Genomic DNA, 19357 nt, shown 5'->3' on the forward strand with positions numbered 1-19357 from the left:
GCATATAACAGACTCCAGGGTGAGAGGGCTCGGAACGGCCGGGGCGGCCTCCGGGGGTTTCGGGAGCCGCTCAGCCGGCCGCCGGGGCGTACCGCCGCCGCAGCTCCGCCTTGCGGACCTTGCCGGTCAGGGTCTTGGGGAGGGCGGGCAGCGACTCCACGCGGTCCGGCAGGAAGCGGGGGTCGTGGCCCGCGTTCTCGAGGTGGGTGCGGATCTCGTCGAGCGAGGGCCCCGCCCCGCCGCGCGGGACCACCACGGCGCAGATCGCCGTCCCGCCGCCGTCCGCGGCGGACGGCAGGCCCACCACGGCCGCCTCCACGGCCTTCGGATGGCTGCCGATGACCGCCTCCAGCTCGGTCATGGGCGCCACGAGGCCGTCGCGGACGATCGCGTCGCGGGCACGGCCGACGATGCGGATGCCACCGCGGCCGTCGTCCCGTGCGAGGTCTCCCGTGTCGAACCAGCCGTCCGCGCCGAACTCCGCCGCGAACGCCTCCTCGCGCCTGTAGTAGCCGAGCGCCAGGGACGCGCCGCGCACCCTCAGCCGGCCCACGAGGTCGCGCTCGCCGTCGAAACCGGCCGGATCGATGCGTGTCTGCATGGCGTCGATGGCGCGCCCGTTGCTGTGCGCGGCCCAGTCCGCCGGATCCTCGGGCCGGGTCATGGTCACCGGGCCGTTCTCGGACATGCCCCACAGCGAGTAGGTGCGGGCGCCGAGGGCCTCGTGGACCGTGCCGGCCAGCTCCGCGAGAACCGGGGCGGAGCCGATGACCACGTGCCGCAGCGTGCTCGTGTCGCGCTTCTCGACCCGCTGCGAGGCGGCCACGTCGGCCAGCGTGGCGGGCGGCCCGTACAGGAGCGTGGCCCCGTAGCGCTCCACCAGGTCCAGGAGCGCCGCGTTGTCGCGCACGTCCTGGAAGGCGACGGTGCCACCGAGCATCACGCCCGCGAGGATCCCCTGGGCGAAGCCCGAGTAGTGCACGAGCGGCGTGGACACGGCGGCGACCCAGGAACCGTCGAGCCCGAAGGCGTCGACGTAGCCGCGTACGGCCGAGTGGACCGTGTTCTGGCTGTGCAGTACGCCCTTGGACTCACCGGTGGTCCCGGAGGTGAACAGGACCACGAAGGGCTCGTCGGCCGTGAGCGCCAGGCCGTCCAGCCCGGTGTCCCGGCGCCGCTCCCGGGCGGTGGCGACGAAGTGGTCGTGGAAGGGAAGGGCCCCCTCGGGGGCCGGCCCGTCCACCACCAGGACGTGCTCGAGGGAGGGGAGTTCGTCCTTGAGCGTGGTGACGATGCGTGCCAGGGGCGTCCCGGACCAGTCCGGAAGCGTGACGCACACCCGGGCGCCCGTGAGGCCGAGGCGGTGGCGCAGCTCCTCTTCCGGGCAGATCGGTGAGATCGGGCAGACCACGGCGCCGACGCGCATGCAGGCGAACATCAGCGGAACCATCTCCCACCGGTTGGGGAGCTGGACGGCGACGAAGTCACCGCGCCGCACGCCGAGTTCGAGCAGTGCCATGGCGAACCGGTCGGTCAGCCGGGCCAGTTCGGCGTAGTCGAGGGTGTCGGTCCGGGACTCGGTGATGCGACGGCCCGCGATGGCGAGTTTGCGCGGGCGCTCGCGCGCGTGGCGGTGCAGGTCGTCGAGGAACGTCTCGTCCCGCCACCAGCCGCGGCGCCTGTACTCGGCCGCACGCTCCCCGGGCGACGCGGATTCCGGGCGGGGGAGCGCGGTCGTGCCCTTCGTGGCCGCCGTACTCATCGTCGTTCCTTTCCGCGGGCGGCGAGCAGCTCCGGCAGCGGGTCCCCGGCACGCGAGGCGGCGATCTCCATGAGGTCCAGGGTGTTGCGGCGCACCCGGTCGCCGACCCAGTCGAAGACCCATGCCTTGCGCTCGTCCGCCGGCAGGTCGAAGGGAACGACCCGGGTCACGGCCAGGGCGGCCGACGCGGCTCCGCCGATGTTGGCGATCACCCCGGGGATCAGGGTGGCGCCCGACGCCGCCAGCTTCTCCCTCGCCTCCGGGCTGGAGGCGATGTTGGCGCCCTCGACGATCAGGCCGGCGCGCAGCCGGTGCACGTTCTCGGCGTTGATCGCGTGCTTCTGCGCCGCCAGGATCAGCAGGTCGGCGTCGATGTCGAGCCAGGCGTCCGGTCGGCTGGAGACGGTGACGTGCTGCGGCAGGCGGGACCGGTCGATCCGCCCGAACTCGTCGGTCACGGCCATCAGATCGGACACCGGCAGCCGGTCCGCGCTGATGGTGCCCTCCACGTCCGCGACGCCCACGACGATGTGCCCGCGCTCCTCCAGGAACCGTGCGACCGCCCGGCCCACGGCACCGAAGCCCTGCACCACGACCCGGGCCGCCTCCTTGCGGCCGCTCGTCTCCAGGGCGGTGACCGCGGCGACCCCGACGCCGTGCCCGGTGCAGTCGATCAGCGGCTCGTAGTAGGTGCGCCAGTCGATCGGCATGTCCGGGGCGCCCAGCCGGTAGCGCGGGTCGTAACCGGCTTCGTCGAAGAAGACGGCCCGGTCGGCCGGGGTGACGCCCATGTCGATGCCGAGGTGGATACCGCCGTGCAGCAGCGGTTTGACGGTGCGGCCGAAGGTGCGGAAGGTCTGCTCGCGGTCACCGCCCTGGGCGACAATGCCGGCCTTGGCGCCGCCGATGGGCAGACCGGCGAGCGTGAACTTCTGCGTCATGTCGCGGGCGAGGTCCGCCACCTCCTCCTCGGTGACGCCCGCGGTCATCCGCGTGCCGCCCATCGCCAGGCCGTTGTAGAGCGTGTCGACGACCACCCAGCCCCTGATCTCGCCACCACTGCCGTTCAGATGCGTGGTGAACGCGGGCTTCGGAGGGTTCTGCTCGTCACTCATCCCCAAATCCTTCGGTAGTCGGGTGTGTATGTCCGGTGAGGGCGCCCGTGCCCGGGCGCGAGCGCCCTCACCGGTAAAGCTGTGCGAAGCCCCGCAGGATCTCCAGCCCGTCGGCGCGGAACTCCAGATGGGCCTGCGAGCCGAGGATCCGGCCGTCGTCGGAGCGCAGGAACTCCACGGGGGCGTGCTCGGAGCGGCCGATGGAACGGAAGCCCTCGGGGGCCTCCTGGAGGTAGAGGGTGTGGCGGTGGAAGACCGTCACCGTCGGCTTCACGTAGGTGAAGAGCGGCTCCTCCTTGTCGACCTGTACCTCGTAGCCGCCGACCCGCTGGGGGCCCTCGGCGAGCCGCCCGCCCGCCGCGACGGCGAGGATCTGCATTCCGCCGCAGATGCCGAAGACCGGGACGTCGGCGCTCATGACGAGGTCGACGAGCGGTTTGTAGTAGCCGAGGTCGTAGGCACGGACCTTGGTGCCGCTCAGGACGATCGCCTGGTAGCGGCCGTCGAGCCGGGCCGGTACGGATGCCGCGTCGACCGCCTCGGTGTCCGAGCCCAGCTCCTCGAAGCGTCTGCGGAGCTGCTTCAGGGACAGTGTTCCGTTGTTGACGACGAGTACACGGGATCGAGTCACGTGCGCGCTCCTCACGCTCGGGTGATGACGGTGCCGCTGTCGGCTTCGAGCAGGCCGGTGACGGGCGCACTTCCGATGACGACCCGCTCCACGCCCCGCTCCAGTGCCTCGCCCGCGGCGCGCAGCTTCTTCCGCATGCCGCCGGTGGCGCCCTTGTCGCGGAACCTGGCCGCGGCCTCCGCTCCGATCCGGCGTACGGGCTCTCCGTCGATCAGCAGGTGTGCGACATCGGTGACGAGGACCAGATCGGTGGCGCCGGTGGCGCCGGCGATGGCGGCGGCGGCCCTGTCGGCGTCGGTGTTCACCTCCCGGCCCGCCGTGTTCCGGGCCAGCGGGGTGACGAGGCGGGCGTGGCCGGGGCGCAGGTCTCCCAGCGGCGCCGTGTCCACCGCGGTGATCGGGCCGACGAGGTTCTCCATCTCGACGAGCTGCTTGTCCCGCCACCACCAGCGCTCGCCCTCGCCCGCCTCGACCAGGCCGTCACTGCCGAGCAGCCGCTCCGCCGTGATACCGCGCGACGCCAGCCGCCCGACGACCTCCTCGCCGAGCTTGGCGCTGACGGTCTTGATGTCCTCGATGACCTCGGGGGTCGTCCAGCGGCTCTGGTTGCCGTACCGGTCGCGCAGGATCGCCGAGGGCTCGCTGTAGCGCGGGCTCAGCCGCTTCAGCGGCTTGGACCAGCCGTGCACGAGGATCAGCGGGGTGTTCTCCCCGTGCCGGGCCAGGTCGTCCCACCAGGCGCCGTCGAGGTCGTCCAGGCAACTGCCGCCCAACTTCACCACGGTCGGCCGCACGGCCGGCCCCCGGCTCTTCTGTGTACGGCTCATGCGGGCATCACCGGCTGCATCGTCAGGCCCGTCTCCTCGGGCAGTCCGAACCGCTTGTTCGAGGCCTGCACGGCCTGGCCCGCGGCGCCCTTGACGAGGTTGTCGAGGGCTGCGAGGACGACGATGCGGCCACCGGCGCTGTCGTCCTCGTCCCGCATGACCGTCACGTCGCAGAAGTTGGAGCCCAGGACGGCCTGCGGGTCGGGCACCGGGATCAGCGTCTCCGCGTGCCGCCGCACCCGCACGAAGCGGTGCTCCTTGTAGAAGCGGACGTACGCCCGCTGCAGCTCGCGCTGGTCGACGGCCTCGTCCGTGAACACGTACGAGCTGGCGAGCAGGCCGCGCACGTGCGAGACACCGTACGCGGACATGCTCAGTGAACCGACGGAGCCGGGCTTGCTCCGCTCCAGGAAGTCGCGGACCTCGGCGGCGTGCCGGTGACCGGTCGGAGCGTACGGGGCGATGGCGCCGTTGCGCAGGGGGTGCAGGTCGGCGGTGCGCAGTTGGAGGCCGCCACCGCTGGACCCGCTCTTGCCGTCCACCACCACGGTCCGCAGGTCCATGCCGAGGCCCATGGTGAGCGGCGCGAGACCGAGCGTGATCGCGGTGGCGTAGCAGCCGGGCAGCGAGATCAGGGCGGCGTCCGCCATCTGGTCGCCGACCAGTTCCGGCACGCCGTACACGAAGCGGTCGGCGAGGTCGGCGCGCCGCTTCGCCTTCGGATACCAGCGGTCGTGCAGCTCCGGTGTGCGGATGCGGAAGGCGCCGCTGAGATCGATGACGGCCGCGGTCCGGTCGGCGAGCAGCGCGGCCAGTCCGGCCGAGACCGGCGCCGGGGTGGCCAGGAAGAAGACGTCGGCACGGCCGGCGGTCTCCTCGGTGACGGGCTCCACCGTCAGGCCCAGGTCGAGGCGCAGACCCGGGTGCAGCTCGGCCGGACGCCGGCCGACGTGGGAGGAGCCGCCGAGGAAGGTCAGCTCCATGTCGGGGTGCTGGGTGATCAGCCTGATCAGTTCACCGCCGGCGAGCCCTGAGGCGCCGACGACTCCTGCACGGATCATGAGAGCATCTCCTGGACGTGGCGGCCGATGGCCGATGGGATGTCCGCCTCGGTCGTCGAGGCCACCGCCCGGAAACCGGGTGCGTGGTTGACCTCGTTGACGGCGTAGCCGTCGGGGGTGCGGAAGAGGTCGATCCCGTAGATCCCGGCACCGAGTTCGGCCACCACGGCGTCGACGATCTTCAGGACCTCGGGGTCGTGGGCGACCGCGCGGCTGTTGTTGCCGAGCGCCGCGTTGTTGCGCCAGTCGGTGCCGCCGCTCTCGAACTCGGCGGCACCGACCAGCTCGCGGCCGACGACGAGGCAGCGCACCGAGGCGCCGCCGTCCAGGTACGGCTCCACCAGGCAGGCCTGCTCGAAGGCGTGCCCGAGGTCCTCGACGTAGTCGTAGACGGACTGGGCGGTGTCTGTGTGCCGGATCAGCGTGACCCGTTTGCCCATGCCGCCGTAGACCGGCTTGAGGACCAGCGGCACGTCCATCTCGTCGAGCGCTCTGGTGAAGTCCTTGCGGGACAGCACGAGCCGGAAGTCCGGCACGGGAACACCCGCGGCGCGCAGCACGGTGCGCAGGACCGCCTTGTTCTCGCAGGCGTTGATCGCCCTGGCGGTGTTGAGGACGGGCACCCCGGCCGCCTCGGCGAGCGTGGCGATCAGGCCGCCGCGGGTGTAGCTGCGGCTGCGCACCAGCAGTGCCTCGTAGTCGGCCACGGAAGGGCCGTCCGGATGGCCGAGGCACAGGGACTCGTCGTTGACCCAGTCGATGCTCAGGCCGGAGTGCGGGGCGGTGTCGATCAGCCGGCGTTCCTCCCAGCCGACTCGGTCCGCGACGATCGCGACTCTTCTGGGCATGTCACTGGCCCCAGTCGCGGAGCTGCACCTCGACCATCTGCAGGGAGAGCCTGTTCTCCTGTACCTCCTCGACGCGCAGCGTCAGCATGCACTCGGGGCAGGAGAGCGTCTCGCCCTGGACGATCGGGGGGACGGTCAGATCGGTCTCGCATTCGGGGCAGGTGCCGGTGAAGGTCGCGGTGGGCATGACTCAAGCTCCGTATGTCGTCGTGAGGTCGGTCGGGTTGGGTGGAACTCGCCGGAACGGGCGGGGGTCAGGAGGCCTGGAAGTCGACGGCTGCCTTGCGGATCGCATCCCGGTCCAGGAGCGGGCCTCCGCCGCGCTCCTGCCGCTCGGTGAGCCACGGGGTGAAGGCGTCGATGTCGACGAGGACGCCCGAGCCGTCGAGCGCCCACTTCACGAGCGCGGGGGTGAGGCGCGTGCGGACGCGCAGCTCACGCGTGTTGCCGACGAGTTCGGCGGGCAGGGTCTCGTACGCCTCCGGGTGGCTGAGCTGCCCCGGCAGCTCGTAGGCGAACGCGTGCGGTGTGGTCGGCCCCGACTGGAAGGCGTCGCCCAGGCCGGATCCCCTCAGCGCGACCCGTGACAGCTCGGTGAGATGGGTCAGGTCGAAGCGGGTGTCGTCGTGGAGGACGCGCAGGGAGGTGAGCAGTTCGGCCAGCGGGGCGTTGCCGCCGCGCTCGCCGATGCCGCCCACGGTCGCCGAGATCCACCGCGCTCCCGCGCGGACGGCGGCGAGTGAGTTGGCGACGGCCATGCCCAGCATGTTGTGCGAGTGGATCTCGATCTCGGATCCCTCGATCGCGGTGAGGTCGGCGATCACCTCCTCCATCTGCCACGGCGACAGGTACGCGACGGTCTCGGCGAGCCGGAACCGGTCGGCACCGGCCTCGAAACCCGCGGTGACGTAGGGGACGAGCCGCTCCCTGGGCGTGCGGGCGCCGTCCTCGCCGCTGAAGGTGACGTGGAAGCCGCGCTCCTTGGCCTGCGAGATGGCCGAGCGGGCCAGCGCGTGCAGAAACCTGGGGCTGGACGAGCCGAGCTTCAGCCCGGCGTGCTGTTCGGAGGTGGGTATGGAGTACATGATGTGGCGCACACCGAGCCGCTCGGCCTCGTCGAGGGCCTTGGCGACCTGCCGGCGGTCCCGCACCACCACGAGGGTCATGCTGCGCTCGGGGGTGACGGCCTCGTGGGTGGCGAGGACGAGGTCGGCGTCCTTGGAGTTCGGGCCGGACACCATGCCCACCTCGACCAGGGAGACGCCGGTCCTCACCAGCAGGTCCGCGATGACCGCGGCGTCCTCGGGGCCGAACTCGACGCCCGCCATGTGCGCGGAGTCCCGCAGGGTCGCGTCGGATATGTGGGGCGGTCTCGGATATCTCTCAGGACTTTCCGAAGATGTCATTCTCCTCAACTCCTTCTTGCGGATTTGGCAGGTGAACCGAAGTCGGAGATTTCGGCGGGCGGTGCTCTACAGGATTCACCGGGCGGCGGTACGAGACAAGACGGCCGAGGTCAGAACTCCGTAGGGAAGTGTCAAGGAATGTCAGACAGGAAAAGGACTGCAAGGCCGGTGTGTGCCGGACGTCATTTCGGCCGGCTCCGGACCCCGCCGCCGCGGCGCGCCCCATACCGTGCCGCCATGGACCTTTTCTCGTTGCCCAGGCTCGGAGTCGTAGTCCCTCCGGAGAACCCCACCGCGGAACCCGAGTTCAACCAGTTACTCGGTTCCCTTCTCAACGTGTACGCCTCCCGTTTCCCGGTGACGCCGGGAAAGAGCCTCAGGGCCATGCTGGAGACGTACAACCGCGTACTTCCCGATATGCTCGGCGCCTTCGGCGGTATGGAACTGGACGCCGCCGTGGTGGCCTGCAGCGCATCGCACTACCTGCTGGACCCCGAGGGGGATCACGCGCTGTGCGAGGAGTTGTCGGAGCGCGCCGGTTTCCCCGTGCGGTCCTCGACGCAGGCGATACTCGCGGCCTGTGCGGCCCTCGGTGTGACCCGCCTGACGCTCGTCTCGCCGTACCAGCCATGGCTCACCGACACCTCCCGCGCCTTCTGGGAACGGGCCGGGCTCAAGGTCGACGGCGTGGTGACGGTCCCGGCGGCGCGGTACCCGGACAGGCAGGACCACTACGACCCGTACCGGGTGACCACGCGGGCGATAACGGAGCGGCTGCGCGGGCACCGGCTCCCCGACGGCTCCGCGCTGCTGTTCACCGGCACGGGCATGGGCACGCTCGCGGCCCTCACCGAGCTCGCCGGGGAGGACGCCTCCCGCCCCCTGCTGTCCTCGAACCTGGCATCCGCCTGGTGGGCGCTGCGTGAGGCGGGGCGCGGCGCCGGCGCCGCGCATCCGCTGCTGCGGCGCCTGGAGGACCGGACGGCGTGACAGGTCGCGGGGCCCGGGCGGCGTGCCGACGCTGTTGGTTAATTCGGGCCTTGTTGCTTCGCCCCGCCGACTTGGTCGGCGGGGCGAAGTGCTGCGAAGTGGCTGGTGCGGGTGCGGGCCCGGGGCGTGCCGGTGAGGTGGGCGTCGATGCGGGCGAGGTTGATGGCGGCGCCGGTGAGCTGGTGTTGGAGACTGGTCTTCGCCAGACCCCGGTAGCGGGATCTGCGCAGGCCGCAGCGCCCGACGCCTTGGGAGATCGTGCCTTCGATTCCGGCGCGGATCTTGTAGCGGGTCTTCCAGTCGTCGGTCTGCTGGAGAGCGCGGGTGCGGTGAAGGGCCTGGTGCTCGTCGTGCTGCCGCAGGGTGAGTTCCCTGCGTTCGGCCTTGGGTGAGCTGACGCAGTCTCGCAGTGCGGGGCAGTGGCGGCAGTCGGCCGGGGAGAATCTGACCCGGATCACCGGAAGCTGCTGCTGAGAACTGCGCAGAGCCCACTGTGTGCTGACAGCTCCGTTCGGGCAGGTCACCTGCTGCTGGTCCCAGTCGATGGTGAAGGCGTCCTGGCCGTAGCCGCGGCCGTTCTTCGCCTGAGCGACGGTGACCGCTTGCAGCGGTCCGTGCAACTCGACGCCGTGCTCACGCCGGGCGGCCGCGATCTGGGCGGCCGTGGCATATCCGGTGTCGACCCAGTGTTCGCCGGGCAGGCAGCCCCGTTCGGCCGGGCCATCGTGGATCTCCTCGCTCATCACGCTGTCGGGGACGGTAGCGACGGTCGTGGCCACGTTCGTGATCAAATTCGGGGTATCCGGCTCACAGGTCTCGGTCAGATGGGTCTTGTATCCGTCCCAGAGGATGTCGCGCTTCTTGCTGCCCCTGGCTTCGGGGTCATAGGGCGTGACCAGGCGCGTCGCGCCCGGCGGGCGGTCTTTTGGGTCCCGCCGCCTCACCTCGCCCCCGACCAGGTGGAAGTGCTGGACCCACATCTGCCGCAGGATCTCCACCTGCTCCAGCTCCCGCAGTCCGGCCGGTGCCCGGGGCGAGAAGACGGCCGCAAGCAGCCGTGTCCCGTCCGTCCCGATCCGCCGGCCGACCTCCACCCGTCTGGCGTGGGCCTTGGGGAACCGGGAGTCCTCGGCCCGGGTGGCGTAATGCCGGAACCAGTCCGGCTCGGCGATCCCCGCCAGCCAGTCGGGGGCGGCCTGCGCGAGCGCGTTCAACGCCGAACGCAGCGTCTCCGCGACCATCTCCAGCCAGCACAGCTCCCGTGCCGCGGACTGCACATGCGTGGAGTCCGTCCGGGCCCGGCCGGCGGCCTTGAGCAGCCCCTTCTCCCGGGCCGTGTGCAGGATGCCGTCCAGCATCATCCGCCCGGCGTCCGCTTCGATCAGACGGTCCCGGAACTCCGACAGCACGGAGAAGTCAAAGCCCGGATCAGCCAGATCCAGACCGAGGGCGTACTTGAAGTCGATCCTCGCCCGCACCGCCTCGGCGGCCTGCCGGTCGGTGAGCCCCTCCACGAACTGCAACACCAGCACCAACGCCAGCCGGCCCGGTGACCAGGCGGGCTTCCCCCGAGCCGCGAACAGATCCGTGAACTCCTCGTCGGTGAACAACGGCCCCAACTCGTCCCGCACCCGGATCGCCAGGCTCCCCTTCGGGAACGCGGCCCGCGCCACCCGCACCGTCTCCACCGGAATCTCGACCGGCCCGCTCGGCTGCATCGACATCGACACCCACCCCATACGACAACGTCGGCTCCCAAGACCACAACCAGGTCTTGGGAGCCGACGTCACGCACGGGCCCGAATTAACCAACAGCGTCGGCGTGCCGCCCGGGCCCCGCGCGGGGTACGCGGACGCTCAGCCCGCGGATGCCTCCTGCATCTGCCAGGCGTGGCCCATGCGGTAGCCGACCCCGCGGACGGTGATGATCCAGCGGCTGGATCCGAGTTTCGCCCGCAGGCTGCTCACGTGGGTGTCGATGGTGCGGCTGGTCTGCCCCCAGGAGCTTCCCCACACCCTGGCCATCAGCTCCTTCCGGGACACCACGGCCTCGGGGTCGGCGGCCAGTGCGTAGAGCAGTTCGAACTCCTTCGACGTGACGTTGACGACCCGGCCGCGCAGACGCACCTCCCGCGTCCGCGGATCGATGTGGAGCGGACGCAGGGAGATGCTCTCCGGTACCGGCGGCTTGGGGCGGACACGACGCAGTACCGCCTCGATGCGGGCCCCCAGCTCCCGGTGTCCCCAGGTGGTCACGACGCAGTCGTCGGCGCCCGCCTTCAGGGCGAGGATCCGCTCCAGTTCGCTGTCGGTGCGGGTGAAGGCGATCAGGGGGACGTTGCTCTCGGCCCGCAGGGAGCGGCACAGTTCAGGGCCGTCGATGTCGGGCAGGTCCAGGGAGAGCAGCACCAGACCGGCGTTGTGGTGGGCGCGCAGGGCGCGCGCTCCCGTGTCGACGCTGTGGGCCGAGTATCCCTGCCGGCGCAGATCGCGCACCATGGCTTCGGCGGCGGAGGTATCTCGCTCCACCACGAGTACGTTTCTCATGTGCCCAGGACCTCTCTCTCGGCGGCCGGTCAGCCGGCGGATCTGGTCGGTGCCGCGTGCGGTACCGGGGACATGGCGAGGGAGGGGGCCGTGCCGTGGAGGTGCTGGTGGACGTAGGCGGCCGAGACCATGGTCATGTGGTGGTGCCAGCCGGGAAAGGAACGGCCTGTGAAGTCGAGCGCGCCGAACTGCTCCCGCAGTGCGGCGACGGCGGTGCGGACGGCGGCACGGCTGCACACCAGTGCCATGGTCTCTTCCACGCACCGGTCCGTCAGGCTGGTGATCCAGTACCGGGCGGGCCGTCGGCCGCCCGGGTCGCGGAGTTCCAGGAGTCGGTAGCGTTGTGAACCGCCTTCCCTGTCGGTGTCGTGCCGCGGCAGGCGCACCGTCCCGGCGTACGCGCGGATCGGCGCCGTCCTGGAGAGGCCGCCCGCTGTCCGGCGCTCCGCCGCGTACGGCCGCCGGGTGCGCCGCATCTCCAGCAGCCGGCCGGCGGTGGTCGCGGAGGACGCGTGGTGCCCGGCGAGCACGGGCTGGTCCGGTTCGACCTCGCACACGACGTCGAACCGGTGCCGGGTGAGCCCGGCCAGCAGGCCTCCCGCGTCGTCGCACCCGGTGAGGTCGAGGACCCAGGGGACGCGGGGCAGCCGTGGCTGCGCGGCGACGGCCGCCGCGTGGTCGAATATGTAGGAGTTCACAGGGCGCGCGGTCTCCGCCTCCGGGATGCGCGCCCGGCGTCTGCGCTGCCGGTCCTGGTCCCAGGACTCGTCGAGAACCAGGCTCCAGCCCACCGGGAAGCAGTGGGCGTCGGTGGTGAGGAAGAGCCCCACGGCCTGCTGGCAGTTGATGAACCGACCGGTCGCGGCGTTCAGCCGGCGGTGTACGCCCACCGAGTGGACGCCGCGCTTGGGAATGGTCAGTTCGGCGACGGTCCACGCGCGGGGCATCGTGTTCGCGGCGACCCACAGGGCCAGTCTGCGGCGCACCGGTTCCCAGTCCCACGGGCTGGCGTTGATGAACTGGTGCAGGCCGTGCGCCGTTGCCGGGGGGAGCAACTCGGTCCGTGCCATGCCTCGCGGCGTCTTCCTGCCGGACGCGTGGACCAGACCCTGCAGGTACGCCCGTGCCCAGCGGCGCTGCTCCGCACGGTGGAGCGGTTCGAAGACCTCCTCCAGGAACTCCTGTGTGCGCGAGCCTCCGTCTGACACGGTCGTAGGCACTCCGCTTGACGACATGTAAAGCTACGCCCCCTCATACTCGCGTCGTTCGCACCTGAAGCCGGTGCACGGCAATCTGTACGAGGGATAAAAATACCTTCTCGAAGGAAAAATTTTCGAACTGATCGCCGAGTTCGCGATTTCCTCCCCTGACCTGCCCGAACGCCGCCCGATGGGACGCCGGCCCAGGGATTTCGGCCTCGGGAACCGGTGCCATCCGGGCGGAGGGAGGGGTATACGGGGCGATCCCTCCGAAGGGCCGCACGCCGCCTGTCCTCACACGCGGGTGGCCGCCGAAGGCAGGGGATCGGTGTGCCTTCGGCGGCCGTCCGGGGGAACCGGCGCGGACCCGGTCTCCGTGCGGACCCGTCTCCGTCCGGGAGGGGGAGCCCCCGGCCGGTGGCCCCGGGCCCCGCCGACCGGGGGCCGGGGAGCCGGGTGGCCGGGGCCGTCCTACGCGCCGGGCCGCTTGGCGGGGAAGCCGTGCTTGTGCGCCATGAGGACGACCACGAGCACAGGTGCCAGAAGCAGCATCACGGCCCAGGGGAAGGACTCGCTGCCGATCACGTCGAGGAGGACACCGCCGACGATTCCGCCGCCCGCCATGGCGACGTTCCACAGCGTCACCAGCATCGCCTGCGCCGCGTCGGCCGCCTTGCCGCCGGCGTCGCCCGCGGCCGTCTGCAGCAGTGTGGGCACACCGCCCCAGCCCAGACCCCACAGCGCGGAGGCGAGGTACACGAGGGCCGCGTTGTCGGCGACGACCGCGAGCAGCGCGGCGGCCACGGCGACCAGCAGGACGCTGGCGACCGTCAACGAGCGCAGCCGGTGATGGATCTGCGCCCCCACGATCCAGATGCTGACCAGCGAGGCGCCACCGAAGACCAGCAGCACCAGATCGGTGTCGTCGCCCATGCCCAGGTCCTTGACGAACGTGGCGATGTAGGCGTACAGGATGGTGTGGGCCAGGACGAAGACGAGGACGACGAACAGCACCGGGGACACCCCGGGCACGCGCAGCGCCCCCAGCATCTTCGGCCGCTCACCGCGCTCCTGCCCCGGGTAGTCGGGCACACCCATGAAGATCCACAGCAGCAGCACCACCGTGAGGGCCGTCATCGACAGGAACGCCGCGCGCCAGCCGAGCATCGAGCCGAGGAAGGTTCCGGCAGGCACACCGAGGGAGAGTGCCACCGGGATGCCCGCCATGGCGATGGCGATGGCCCTGCCCTGCAGGCGGACGGGCGCCATGCGCCTGGCGTACCCGACGAGCAGGGCCCAGGCCAGGCCGGCGGCGACACCCGCGACGAACCGCGCCACCATCGTCAGACTGTAGACCGACGAGAGAGCCGTGACGGTGTTGGCGACGGCGAAGCCCGTCATCGACGTCAGCAGCAGCCGCTTGCGCCGCCAGCCCGCGGTGGCCGCGCTCAGGGGGATCGCGGTCAGAACGGTACCGATCGCGTAGATCGTGACGGTCTGCCCGGCCGCCGACTCCCTGACGTTCAGACCCTCGCTCATCGCGGGGAGGAGACCGGCGGGAAGGGTCTCGGTGAGGCTGGTGATGAAGACGGCCGTGGACAGGGCCAGCAGGGCGAAGAGAGGCAGCTTCTCCCGCTCCTCGCCCCCGCCTTTCGCAGGCGGCGCGGCAGGGGCGCCCGGGCCGGGCGGATCCGCGATCTCGGGTGAGGTGCTCATGTGATGTGCTCCGGGTCTCGGGGAGTGGATGTCTTTGGAAGCGGAGTGCGGTCACGGGTTGCCGAGGCCGCCGTCGACGGGGAGCCGGACGCCGGTCGTGAACGTCGCGTCCGTCGCCAGGAACAGCGCGGCGCGGGCCACCTCCTCGGCGGAGCCGAGACGGCCGAGCGGCGGCAGCGGCGCGGTACAGTCCGCCGACGCCTCGATGCAGCTCGGTGCCACCGCGTTGACGCGGATGCCGCGGGAGGCGAGCTCGGCGGCGAGCTCGTGCACGGCGGAGGGGGTGGTGAGCACCACCCCGCCGCCGTCTCTGAGATAGGGCAGCAGTGGGCGCGCCGTCGCCACGGCGTCGGCGAACACGAAGTCGACGCCCTGGCCGGCGGGCCAGGGGCCGTGCTCGACGGCGGAAGGGGGGACGACCCGGGCCGCGGAACCCAGCTCGGCGCTCGCGTACGCGCGCTCCCGAGGGGTACGGGCGGTCAGCAGGACCTCCGCGCCCCCCTCCACGAGACGCTTGGCGATGGCCAGGTCGATACCGGTGGCCTGGCCGACGACGACCGCCCTCCTCCCCGCGTACCTGGTCATGCCCGCCGCTCCCTTCCGGCGCCCTGTACTTCCCGGGAGCGCCACGTCATCCGGCGGAAAGACTGTGCGTGATGGCGCTTCGGAGGGACTTCGGAGCCGCTGACGGTCCGCTGACGGCCTCCCCCGGAGAGCGGGTGTGACGGATGAGGAAGGGCCGGAGCGCGCGGGCGCGCGGCGCGAACCGGGCGTGTACCGTGGCTCACATGCGGTTTGGGTTACTCGGGCCACTCGCGGTGTGGGACGACGAGGGGAAGGCGGTCAGGGTTCCCGAGGCCAAGGTCCGGACGCTGCTGGCGGACCTGCTCGCGCACGGTGGGGATCCGGTGTCCGTGGACCGCCTCGTCCACGACCTGTGGGGCGACGGACCGCCGGGCAAACCGGCGGGAGCCCTCCAGGCCAAGGTCTCCCAACTGCGCCGTGTCCTGGGCCGGGACCGCGTGGTGCGGGAGGGGCCGGGCTACCGCCTGCGGCTCGACCCGGCTGTCGACGAGGTGGACGCCGACCGCTTCCGGGCCCTCGTGGCCGAGGCCGGGCCCGTAGGCGATCCCCGCGCACGGGCGGCGCTGCTCACCGAGGCCCTCGGCCTGTGGCGGGGGCCCGCGTACGCGGACTTCGCGGACGAGGAGTTCGCACGGGGGCCCGCGCACCGCCTCACCGAGCAGAGGCTGTCCGTTCTGGAGGAACAGGCCGAGGCGCGGCTGGCGGCGGGAGACCATGTACTCCTCGCGGGGGAGCTGGCCGACCTGGTGGCCCGGCACCCGCTGAGGGAGCGCTTGCGCGCCGTCCAGATACGGGCTCTCTACCTCGCGGGCCGCCAGAGCGAGGCCCTGGCGTCGTACGAGGACCTGCGAGCCCGGTTGGCCGAGGAGCTGGGCGTCGACCCCGGCCCCGAACTCGGCGCACTGCACCAGGCGGTGCTCCGCCAGGACCCGGTGCTCCGCCGGGACCCGCTCCCCCCGGTGCCGGCCGCACCGGACTCCGCCCGGGCCGGGACGGCTTCCGTGCCGGCCGCGCCACCGCCCGCAGCGGGTCCCGACTCGAACCTGCCCGTCCCGCTCACCCCGCTCATCGGCCGGGACCAGGCCCTCTCCCGCCTCTCCCGGCTCCTGGACACCGCACGCCTGGTGACCCTCACCGGGCCCGGCGGCGTCGGCAAGACCCGCCTGGCCGTGGCGGCGGCCGGCGCCACGGCCGGCGGATACCCCGACGGCGTCTGGCTCGTGGAGTTCGCCGGCGTCCGCACCGGAACCTCCGCGGACCTCGCCCAGATCGCCGCCGCCACCCTGGGCATCCGGGAGGACACCCCCTCCGCCCTGCCGGGCAACGGGGCCGGGGAGCGGCCCCCCGCACAGCGGCTCGCAGCCGCCCTGCGGGACCGCCGGGCCCTGCTCGTCCTGGACAACTGCGAGCATGTCGTCGACGGCGCCGCCGAACTGGCCGAGCTGCTGCTGCGCACCGCGCCCGGCCTGCGCGTGCTGGCCACCAGCCAGGAGCCGCTCGGCCTGGCCGGAGAGGCCGTGTTCCTGGTCGAGCCCCTGCGGACCGCCGACGCCGTACGTCTGTTCGCCGAACGCGCCGCCGCGTCCGCTCCCGGTTTCCGTCTTGAACGGGAGACGTCCGACCAGGAGGCCGTCACCGAGATCTGCCGCCGCCTCGACGGCATCCCGCTCGCCCTCGAACTCGCGGCCACCCGTGTGCGCGCTCTGGGAGTGAAGGAACTGGCGGCCCGTCTCGGCGACCGGTTCCGGGTGCTGACGACATCCCGGCAGCGGGGCGTACCCGCCCGCCAGCAGACCCTGCGGGCCATGATCGACTGGAGCTGGGAGCTGCTCAGCGCGCCGGAGCGGATCGTCCTGCGCCGCCTCGCGGTGCACAGCGACGGCTGCGACCTGGAAGCAGCCGAGGCGACGTGCGCGGGCGACGGTGTCGCCCGCGAGGAAGTACTCGATCTGGTGACGCGGTTGGTCGACCGGTCACTGGTGGTCGTCGTGAACGGCCCCGCCGGGCCCCGCTACCGGCTGCTGGAGTCCGTCACCGCGTACGCGGCGGAGCGGCTGCACGAGATGGAGGACCTCACCGCCGTACGGGACCGTCATCTGCGCCACTACCTCGCACTCGCCGAGCGTGCCGAGCCCGGGCTGCGAGGCGCGGACCAGCGGACCTGGCTCGCCCGTCTGGACGCCGAGGCCGGCAATCTACGCGCGGCACTCGACGAGGGGGTCCGCCGGGCGGCCGAGGGTCGGGCCGACGAAGCGGTGAGGCTCGTCACCGCCCTGTCCTGGTGGTGGCTGTTGTGCGGCCGCTTCACCGAGGCCCGCCGCAGTCTGGCGGCCGTCCTGGCCGCGGCCGGGGACAAGGCGCCGGAACCCGTTCTGCTGCACGCCGCGTTCGCGCTGCTCACCGGCGACCGCACCGAGGCGGACCTCGACGCGGCCGCCGACGCCGTCCCCGACCCCGTGCGCAGCGCCCGCGCCCTGTGGCTGTGCGCGTACGGGATGTTCAGCGCGGGCGAAGCAGCCGCCGGTGACGGACTGAACACGCGCGCCCTCGGCCTCCTGACCGCGGCGGGCGACCGATGGGGGACCGCCGCCGCCCTCGGCCTGCGGGCGGCACTCGCGCTGATCCGCGGCGACCTCACGGGACTCGGCCGCGACGGCCTGCGCAGCGCCGAAATCTTCCGCGAACTAGGGGACCGCTGGGGGGAGTTGCAGACCGTCACACCACTCGCCGTGCTCGCCGAGATCAGAGGTGACTACGAGGACGCGGCACGCCGTCAGCGTGAAGGGCTGGGCATAGCGAGGGAACTGGGCCTGGAGACGGAGGTGTCGGCCCGGCTGTCCGGACTCGGCCGGCTCGCGCTGCTGGCCCACGACTGGGAACGGGGCCGCGATCTGCACGAGCAGGCACGCCGCATCGCCGTGGCGCAGGGCTACAAGTACGGCGAGATCCATTCGGAGATGGGCCTCGCACTCGGCGCGCGCCGCTCCGGGGACCTCGACGGCGCCGAGGCGCACCTGACGCGCATCCGAGACGGCTACGCGGACGTGTCCTCGGAGGCGGGCGACCATCTGCTCCTCGCCGAACTCGGCTTCGTGGCCGAACTCCGCGGCGATGCGGACCGGTCCGCAGCCTGTCATCTGCGCGGCCTGGAGATCGCCCGATCCCTGGGCGAGCCCCGCGCTCTCGCCCTCTCCCTGGAAGGCCTCGCGGGAGCGGCGGCGCTGCTCGGCCGCGGTCACGGGCAGGCCGCCGAGTGCGCGGCCGTGCTGCTCGGGGCGGCGAACGAGGCGCGGCGCGGCCTGGGAGCTCCGCTGCCACCCGCCGAGCGCGGTGATGTCGACCGCATCGCGGCGGCGGCCCGGGAGACCCTGGGCGATCCCGCCTTCACACGGGCGTTCGAGCGCGGCGCGCGGCTGACCACGGAGGAGGCGGTGCGCCACGCGTCCACGCGGCTCGGCTGGCCGACCGGCGGGGCCGGATGAGGAGGCCCTCGGCCCGGGTCGCACCGCGCCCACCCGCCGCCGGGCGCCCCGTCCCTCAGCGGCGCGGGGCGGACGGGCACAGGTCGATGTCCTCCTCGGTGCAGGGAATGATCGTCCGCAGCATCGCGACGGTCCGCTCCGGGAGATCGGCACGGTTGTTGAGCACCCATGAGATGTGCTGCGCGCCGAAGAAGGCGGACACCAGGACGGTGGCGAGCGTGGTGGGGGAGGGGGAGCCGTCCCGCGGGCCCGTCCTCTCCAGCCTCGCCAGCCAGGAGGTGATCAGGTCCGTGTACGCCTCGTACGGGACCGGGAGCCGGACGCCTGTCACTTGCCGCTCCAACTGCAGACGCGCCCCGGCCTGGAGCACGGTCTCGTCGCGGAAGGCCACGGCCGTCCGGATCAGGAGCTCGACCACGGAGCTGACGGGTGGGAGCCCCAACTCCTCGACGGAGTCGGCGATGGCCGCGATCCGGCGGTAGAACAGGTCGGTGACCGCGACCGCCAGGGCTTCCTTGTTGTCGTAGTGGAAGTAGACCGCGCCCTTGGTCATCCCCGCGGAACGGGCCACGTCCAGGATGGTGACGGCTGGGTATCCCTTGACGGCGAACGCCTTGGCGGCGGCGTCCAGCACGCGCTCCCGCGTCCGTACCGCGCGCTCCTGCTTGAGCGTCTTCTCCCGATGCGAAGTCGGCGGCCACGGGGTCACGCGATTTATCATCCCGACGCTCTTTGCAGAAGTGGTTTCCTGATGTCCGCCGACGCGATCCAGAGGGCTCCCGTCCGCCCGGTACACCGGCACCGCGCCGTCCCTCCCGGTCATCGCTCCGCCGGACCGAATCGGCACGGGCCCCGGCGGGCTCCGGAGGCGGGGGCGGAGCCGCCCTCCTCCCGCCCCAGCCCCGCGTGCGGCGAGGGGGTCGGGCCGTTGTCGCCCTCTCGTCGGGAAACAGAACAACCCATGCCTTGCCTCTCCCCGGGTCTCGGGCATGGTCGGCGGTCCGGTTACATACCTTTGAGAAGGAATCTTACTTCAGAATGGCGGAAAACCGAAGGCTTCAGTATGGCGTGGCCGCTGCGGGCTGTGGCGTCCGAGGGCCCGCGCCGCGCCTCCGATCACTCGGGGCACCGCTGTTTCACGAGCCCACGGGCTTCGCATGGACATTTCGGTCGCCGATCCCGGAAGTC

The 19357-nt window shown here is 72.0% G+C and carries 16 protein-coding genes; 2 read left to right on the top strand and 14 right to left on the bottom strand.

Annotated elements, in window-relative coordinates; translation table 11 throughout:
- Positions 1 to 70: 70 nt before the first annotated feature.
- The 8 genes from ACW69E_RS25140 to ACW69E_RS25175 form a co-directional block, all read right to left on the bottom strand.
- Positions 71 to 1762, bottom strand: coding sequence for an AMP-binding protein (locus tag ACW69E_RS25140; RefSeq protein ID WP_457500581.1), 1692 nt, complete (start codon positions 1760 to 1762; stop codon positions 71 to 73).
- The gene (locus tag ACW69E_RS25145) at positions 1759 to 2877 is read right to left on the bottom strand and encodes a Glu/Leu/Phe/Val dehydrogenase dimerization domain-containing protein (RefSeq protein WP_457500582.1); all 1119 of its coding nucleotides are present in this window, start codon (positions 2875 to 2877) and stop codon (positions 1759 to 1761) included. The genes ACW69E_RS25140 and ACW69E_RS25145 overlap by 4 nt, the downstream gene beginning before the upstream one ends.
- A 67-nt stretch (positions 2878 to 2944) precedes the next feature.
- Entirely contained in the window at positions 2945 to 3508 is a 564-nt protein-coding gene (locus tag ACW69E_RS25150; protein ID WP_457500583.1) for a type 1 glutamine amidotransferase, read from the bottom strand.
- Between the two features lie 11 nt (positions 3509 to 3519).
- Positions 3520 to 4335: an amino acid kinase family protein gene (locus ACW69E_RS25155; protein WP_457500584.1), complete on the bottom strand. Its 816-nt coding sequence runs from the start codon at positions 4333 to 4335 to the stop codon at positions 3520 to 3522.
- On the bottom strand, positions 4332 to 5396 hold the full coding sequence (gene argC / locus ACW69E_RS25160; protein ID WP_457500585.1) for an N-acetyl-gamma-glutamyl-phosphate reductase: 1065 nt from the start codon (positions 5394 to 5396) through the stop codon (positions 4332 to 4334). Before argC ends, ACW69E_RS25155 begins: the two co-directional genes overlap by 4 nt.
- On the bottom strand, positions 5393 to 6244 hold the full coding sequence (locus ACW69E_RS25165) for an ATP-grasp domain-containing protein (protein ID WP_457500586.1): 852 nt from the start codon (positions 6242 to 6244) through the stop codon (positions 5393 to 5395). Before ACW69E_RS25165 ends, argC begins: the two co-directional genes overlap by 4 nt.
- Before the next feature lies 1 nt (position 6245).
- Positions 6246 to 6431 carry a lysine biosynthesis protein LysW gene (locus ACW69E_RS25170; RefSeq protein WP_457500587.1) on the bottom strand — a complete coding sequence of 62 codons (186 nt, stop codon included), beginning with the start codon at positions 6429 to 6431 and terminating at the stop codon, positions 6246 to 6248.
- Positions 6432 to 6498: 67 nt separating this feature from the next.
- Complete coding sequence (locus ACW69E_RS25175; RefSeq protein WP_457500588.1) at positions 6499 to 7650, bottom strand: isopropylmalate synthase; 1152 nt, start codon at positions 7648 to 7650, stop codon at positions 6499 to 6501.
- Positions 7651 to 7887: 237 nt separating this feature from the next.
- Between ACW69E_RS25175 and ACW69E_RS25180 the strand changes: the two genes are divergently transcribed.
- Positions 7888 to 8640 carry a maleate cis-trans isomerase family protein gene (locus ACW69E_RS25180; RefSeq protein WP_457500589.1) on the top strand — a complete coding sequence of 251 codons (753 nt, stop codon included), beginning with the start codon at positions 7888 to 7890 and terminating at the stop codon, positions 8638 to 8640.
- Between the two features lie 38 nt (positions 8641 to 8678).
- Here the strand turns inward: ACW69E_RS25180 and ACW69E_RS25185 are convergent, their stop codons facing one another.
- The 5 genes from ACW69E_RS25185 to ACW69E_RS25205 all read right to left on the bottom strand — a co-directional run bounded on the left by ACW69E_RS25185 (position 8679) and on the right by ACW69E_RS25205 (position 14687).
- Complete coding sequence (locus ACW69E_RS25185) at positions 8679 to 10364, bottom strand: IS1182 family transposase (RefSeq protein ID WP_457500590.1); 1686 nt, start codon at positions 10362 to 10364, stop codon at positions 8679 to 8681.
- Positions 10365 to 10497: 133 nt separating this feature from the next.
- Positions 10498 to 11187, bottom strand: coding sequence for a response regulator transcription factor (locus ACW69E_RS25190; RefSeq protein WP_457500591.1), 690 nt, complete (start codon positions 11185 to 11187; stop codon positions 10498 to 10500).
- A 29-nt stretch (positions 11188 to 11216) separates the two neighbouring features.
- Entirely contained in the window at positions 11217 to 12422 is a 1206-nt protein-coding gene (locus tag ACW69E_RS25195) for an IS701 family transposase (RefSeq protein WP_457500592.1), read from the bottom strand.
- 435 nt (positions 12423 to 12857) lie between these two features.
- The gene (locus ACW69E_RS25200; RefSeq protein WP_457500593.1) at positions 12858 to 14102 is read right to left on the bottom strand and encodes an MFS transporter; all 1245 of its coding nucleotides are present in this window, start codon (positions 14100 to 14102) and stop codon (positions 12858 to 12860) included.
- A gap of 51 nt (positions 14103 to 14153) precedes the next feature.
- A complete protein-coding gene (locus ACW69E_RS25205) occupies positions 14154 to 14687 on the bottom strand; it encodes an SDR family oxidoreductase (RefSeq protein ID WP_457500594.1) in 534 nt (177 codons plus the stop codon).
- Positions 14688 to 14890: 203 nt separating this feature from the next.
- On the opposite strand from ACW69E_RS25205, the gene ACW69E_RS25210 reads away from it, so the two are divergent.
- The gene (locus tag ACW69E_RS25210; RefSeq protein WP_457500595.1) at positions 14891 to 18169 is read left to right on the top strand and encodes a BTAD domain-containing putative transcriptional regulator; all 3279 of its coding nucleotides are present in this window, start codon (positions 14891 to 14893) and stop codon (positions 18167 to 18169) included.
- A 55-nt stretch (positions 18170 to 18224) separates the two neighbouring features.
- Here the strand turns inward: ACW69E_RS25210 and ACW69E_RS25215 are convergent, their stop codons facing one another.
- Positions 18225 to 18878 (bottom strand): ScbR family autoregulator-binding transcription factor, encoded by a 654-nt coding sequence (locus ACW69E_RS25215; protein WP_457500596.1) that lies wholly within the window; start codon positions 18876 to 18878, stop codon positions 18225 to 18227.
- Positions 18879 to 19357 lie beyond the last annotated feature (479 nt).

Source organism: Streptomyces sp. SS8 (assembly GCF_054072955.1).

Excerpts from the sequence above, each read along its gene's own strand:
- ACW69E_RS25140 (WP_457500581.1), bottom strand. The coding sequence starts at position 1,762 with ATGAGTACGGCGGCCACGAAGGGCACGACCGCGCTCCCCCGCCCGGAA.
- ACW69E_RS25145 (WP_457500582.1), bottom strand. The coding sequence starts at position 2,877 with ATGAGTGACGAGCAGAACCCTCCGAAGCCCGCGTTCACCACGCATCTG.
- ACW69E_RS25155 (WP_457500584.1), bottom strand. The coding sequence starts at position 4,335 with ATGAGCCGTACACAGAAGAGCCGGGGGCCGGCCGTGCGGCCGACCGTG.
- argC (WP_457500585.1), bottom strand. The coding sequence starts at position 5,396 with ATGATCCGTGCAGGAGTCGTCGGCGCCTCAGGGCTCGCCGGCGGTGAA.
- ACW69E_RS25165 (WP_457500586.1), bottom strand. The coding sequence starts at position 6,244 with ATGCCCAGAAGAGTCGCGATCGTCGCGGACCGAGTCGGCTGGGAGGAA.
- ACW69E_RS25170 (WP_457500587.1), bottom strand. The coding sequence starts at position 6,431 with ATGCCCACCGCGACCTTCACCGGCACCTGCCCCGAATGCGAGACCGAT.
- ACW69E_RS25175 (WP_457500588.1), bottom strand. The coding sequence starts at position 7,650 with ATGACATCTTCGGAAAGTCCTGAGAGATATCCGAGACCGCCCCACATA.
- ACW69E_RS25180 (WP_457500589.1), top strand. The coding sequence starts at position 7,888 with ATGGACCTTTTCTCGTTGCCCAGGCTCGGAGTCGTAGTCCCTCCGGAG.
- ACW69E_RS25185 (WP_457500590.1), bottom strand. The coding sequence starts at position 10,364 with ATGTCGATGCAGCCGAGCGGGCCGGTCGAGATTCCGGTGGAGACGGTG.
- ACW69E_RS25190 (WP_457500591.1), bottom strand. The coding sequence starts at position 11,187 with ATGAGAAACGTACTCGTGGTGGAGCGAGATACCTCCGCCGCCGAAGCC.
- ACW69E_RS25195 (WP_457500592.1), bottom strand. The coding sequence starts at position 12,422 with ATGTCGTCAAGCGGAGTGCCTACGACCGTGTCAGACGGAGGCTCGCGC.
- ACW69E_RS25200 (WP_457500593.1), bottom strand. The coding sequence starts at position 14,102 with ATGAGCACCTCACCCGAGATCGCGGATCCGCCCGGCCCGGGCGCCCCT.
- ACW69E_RS25205 (WP_457500594.1), bottom strand. The coding sequence starts at position 14,687 with ATGACCAGGTACGCGGGGAGGAGGGCGGTCGTCGTCGGCCAGGCCACC.
- ACW69E_RS25210 (WP_457500595.1), top strand. The coding sequence starts at position 14,891 with ATGCGGTTTGGGTTACTCGGGCCACTCGCGGTGTGGGACGACGAGGGG.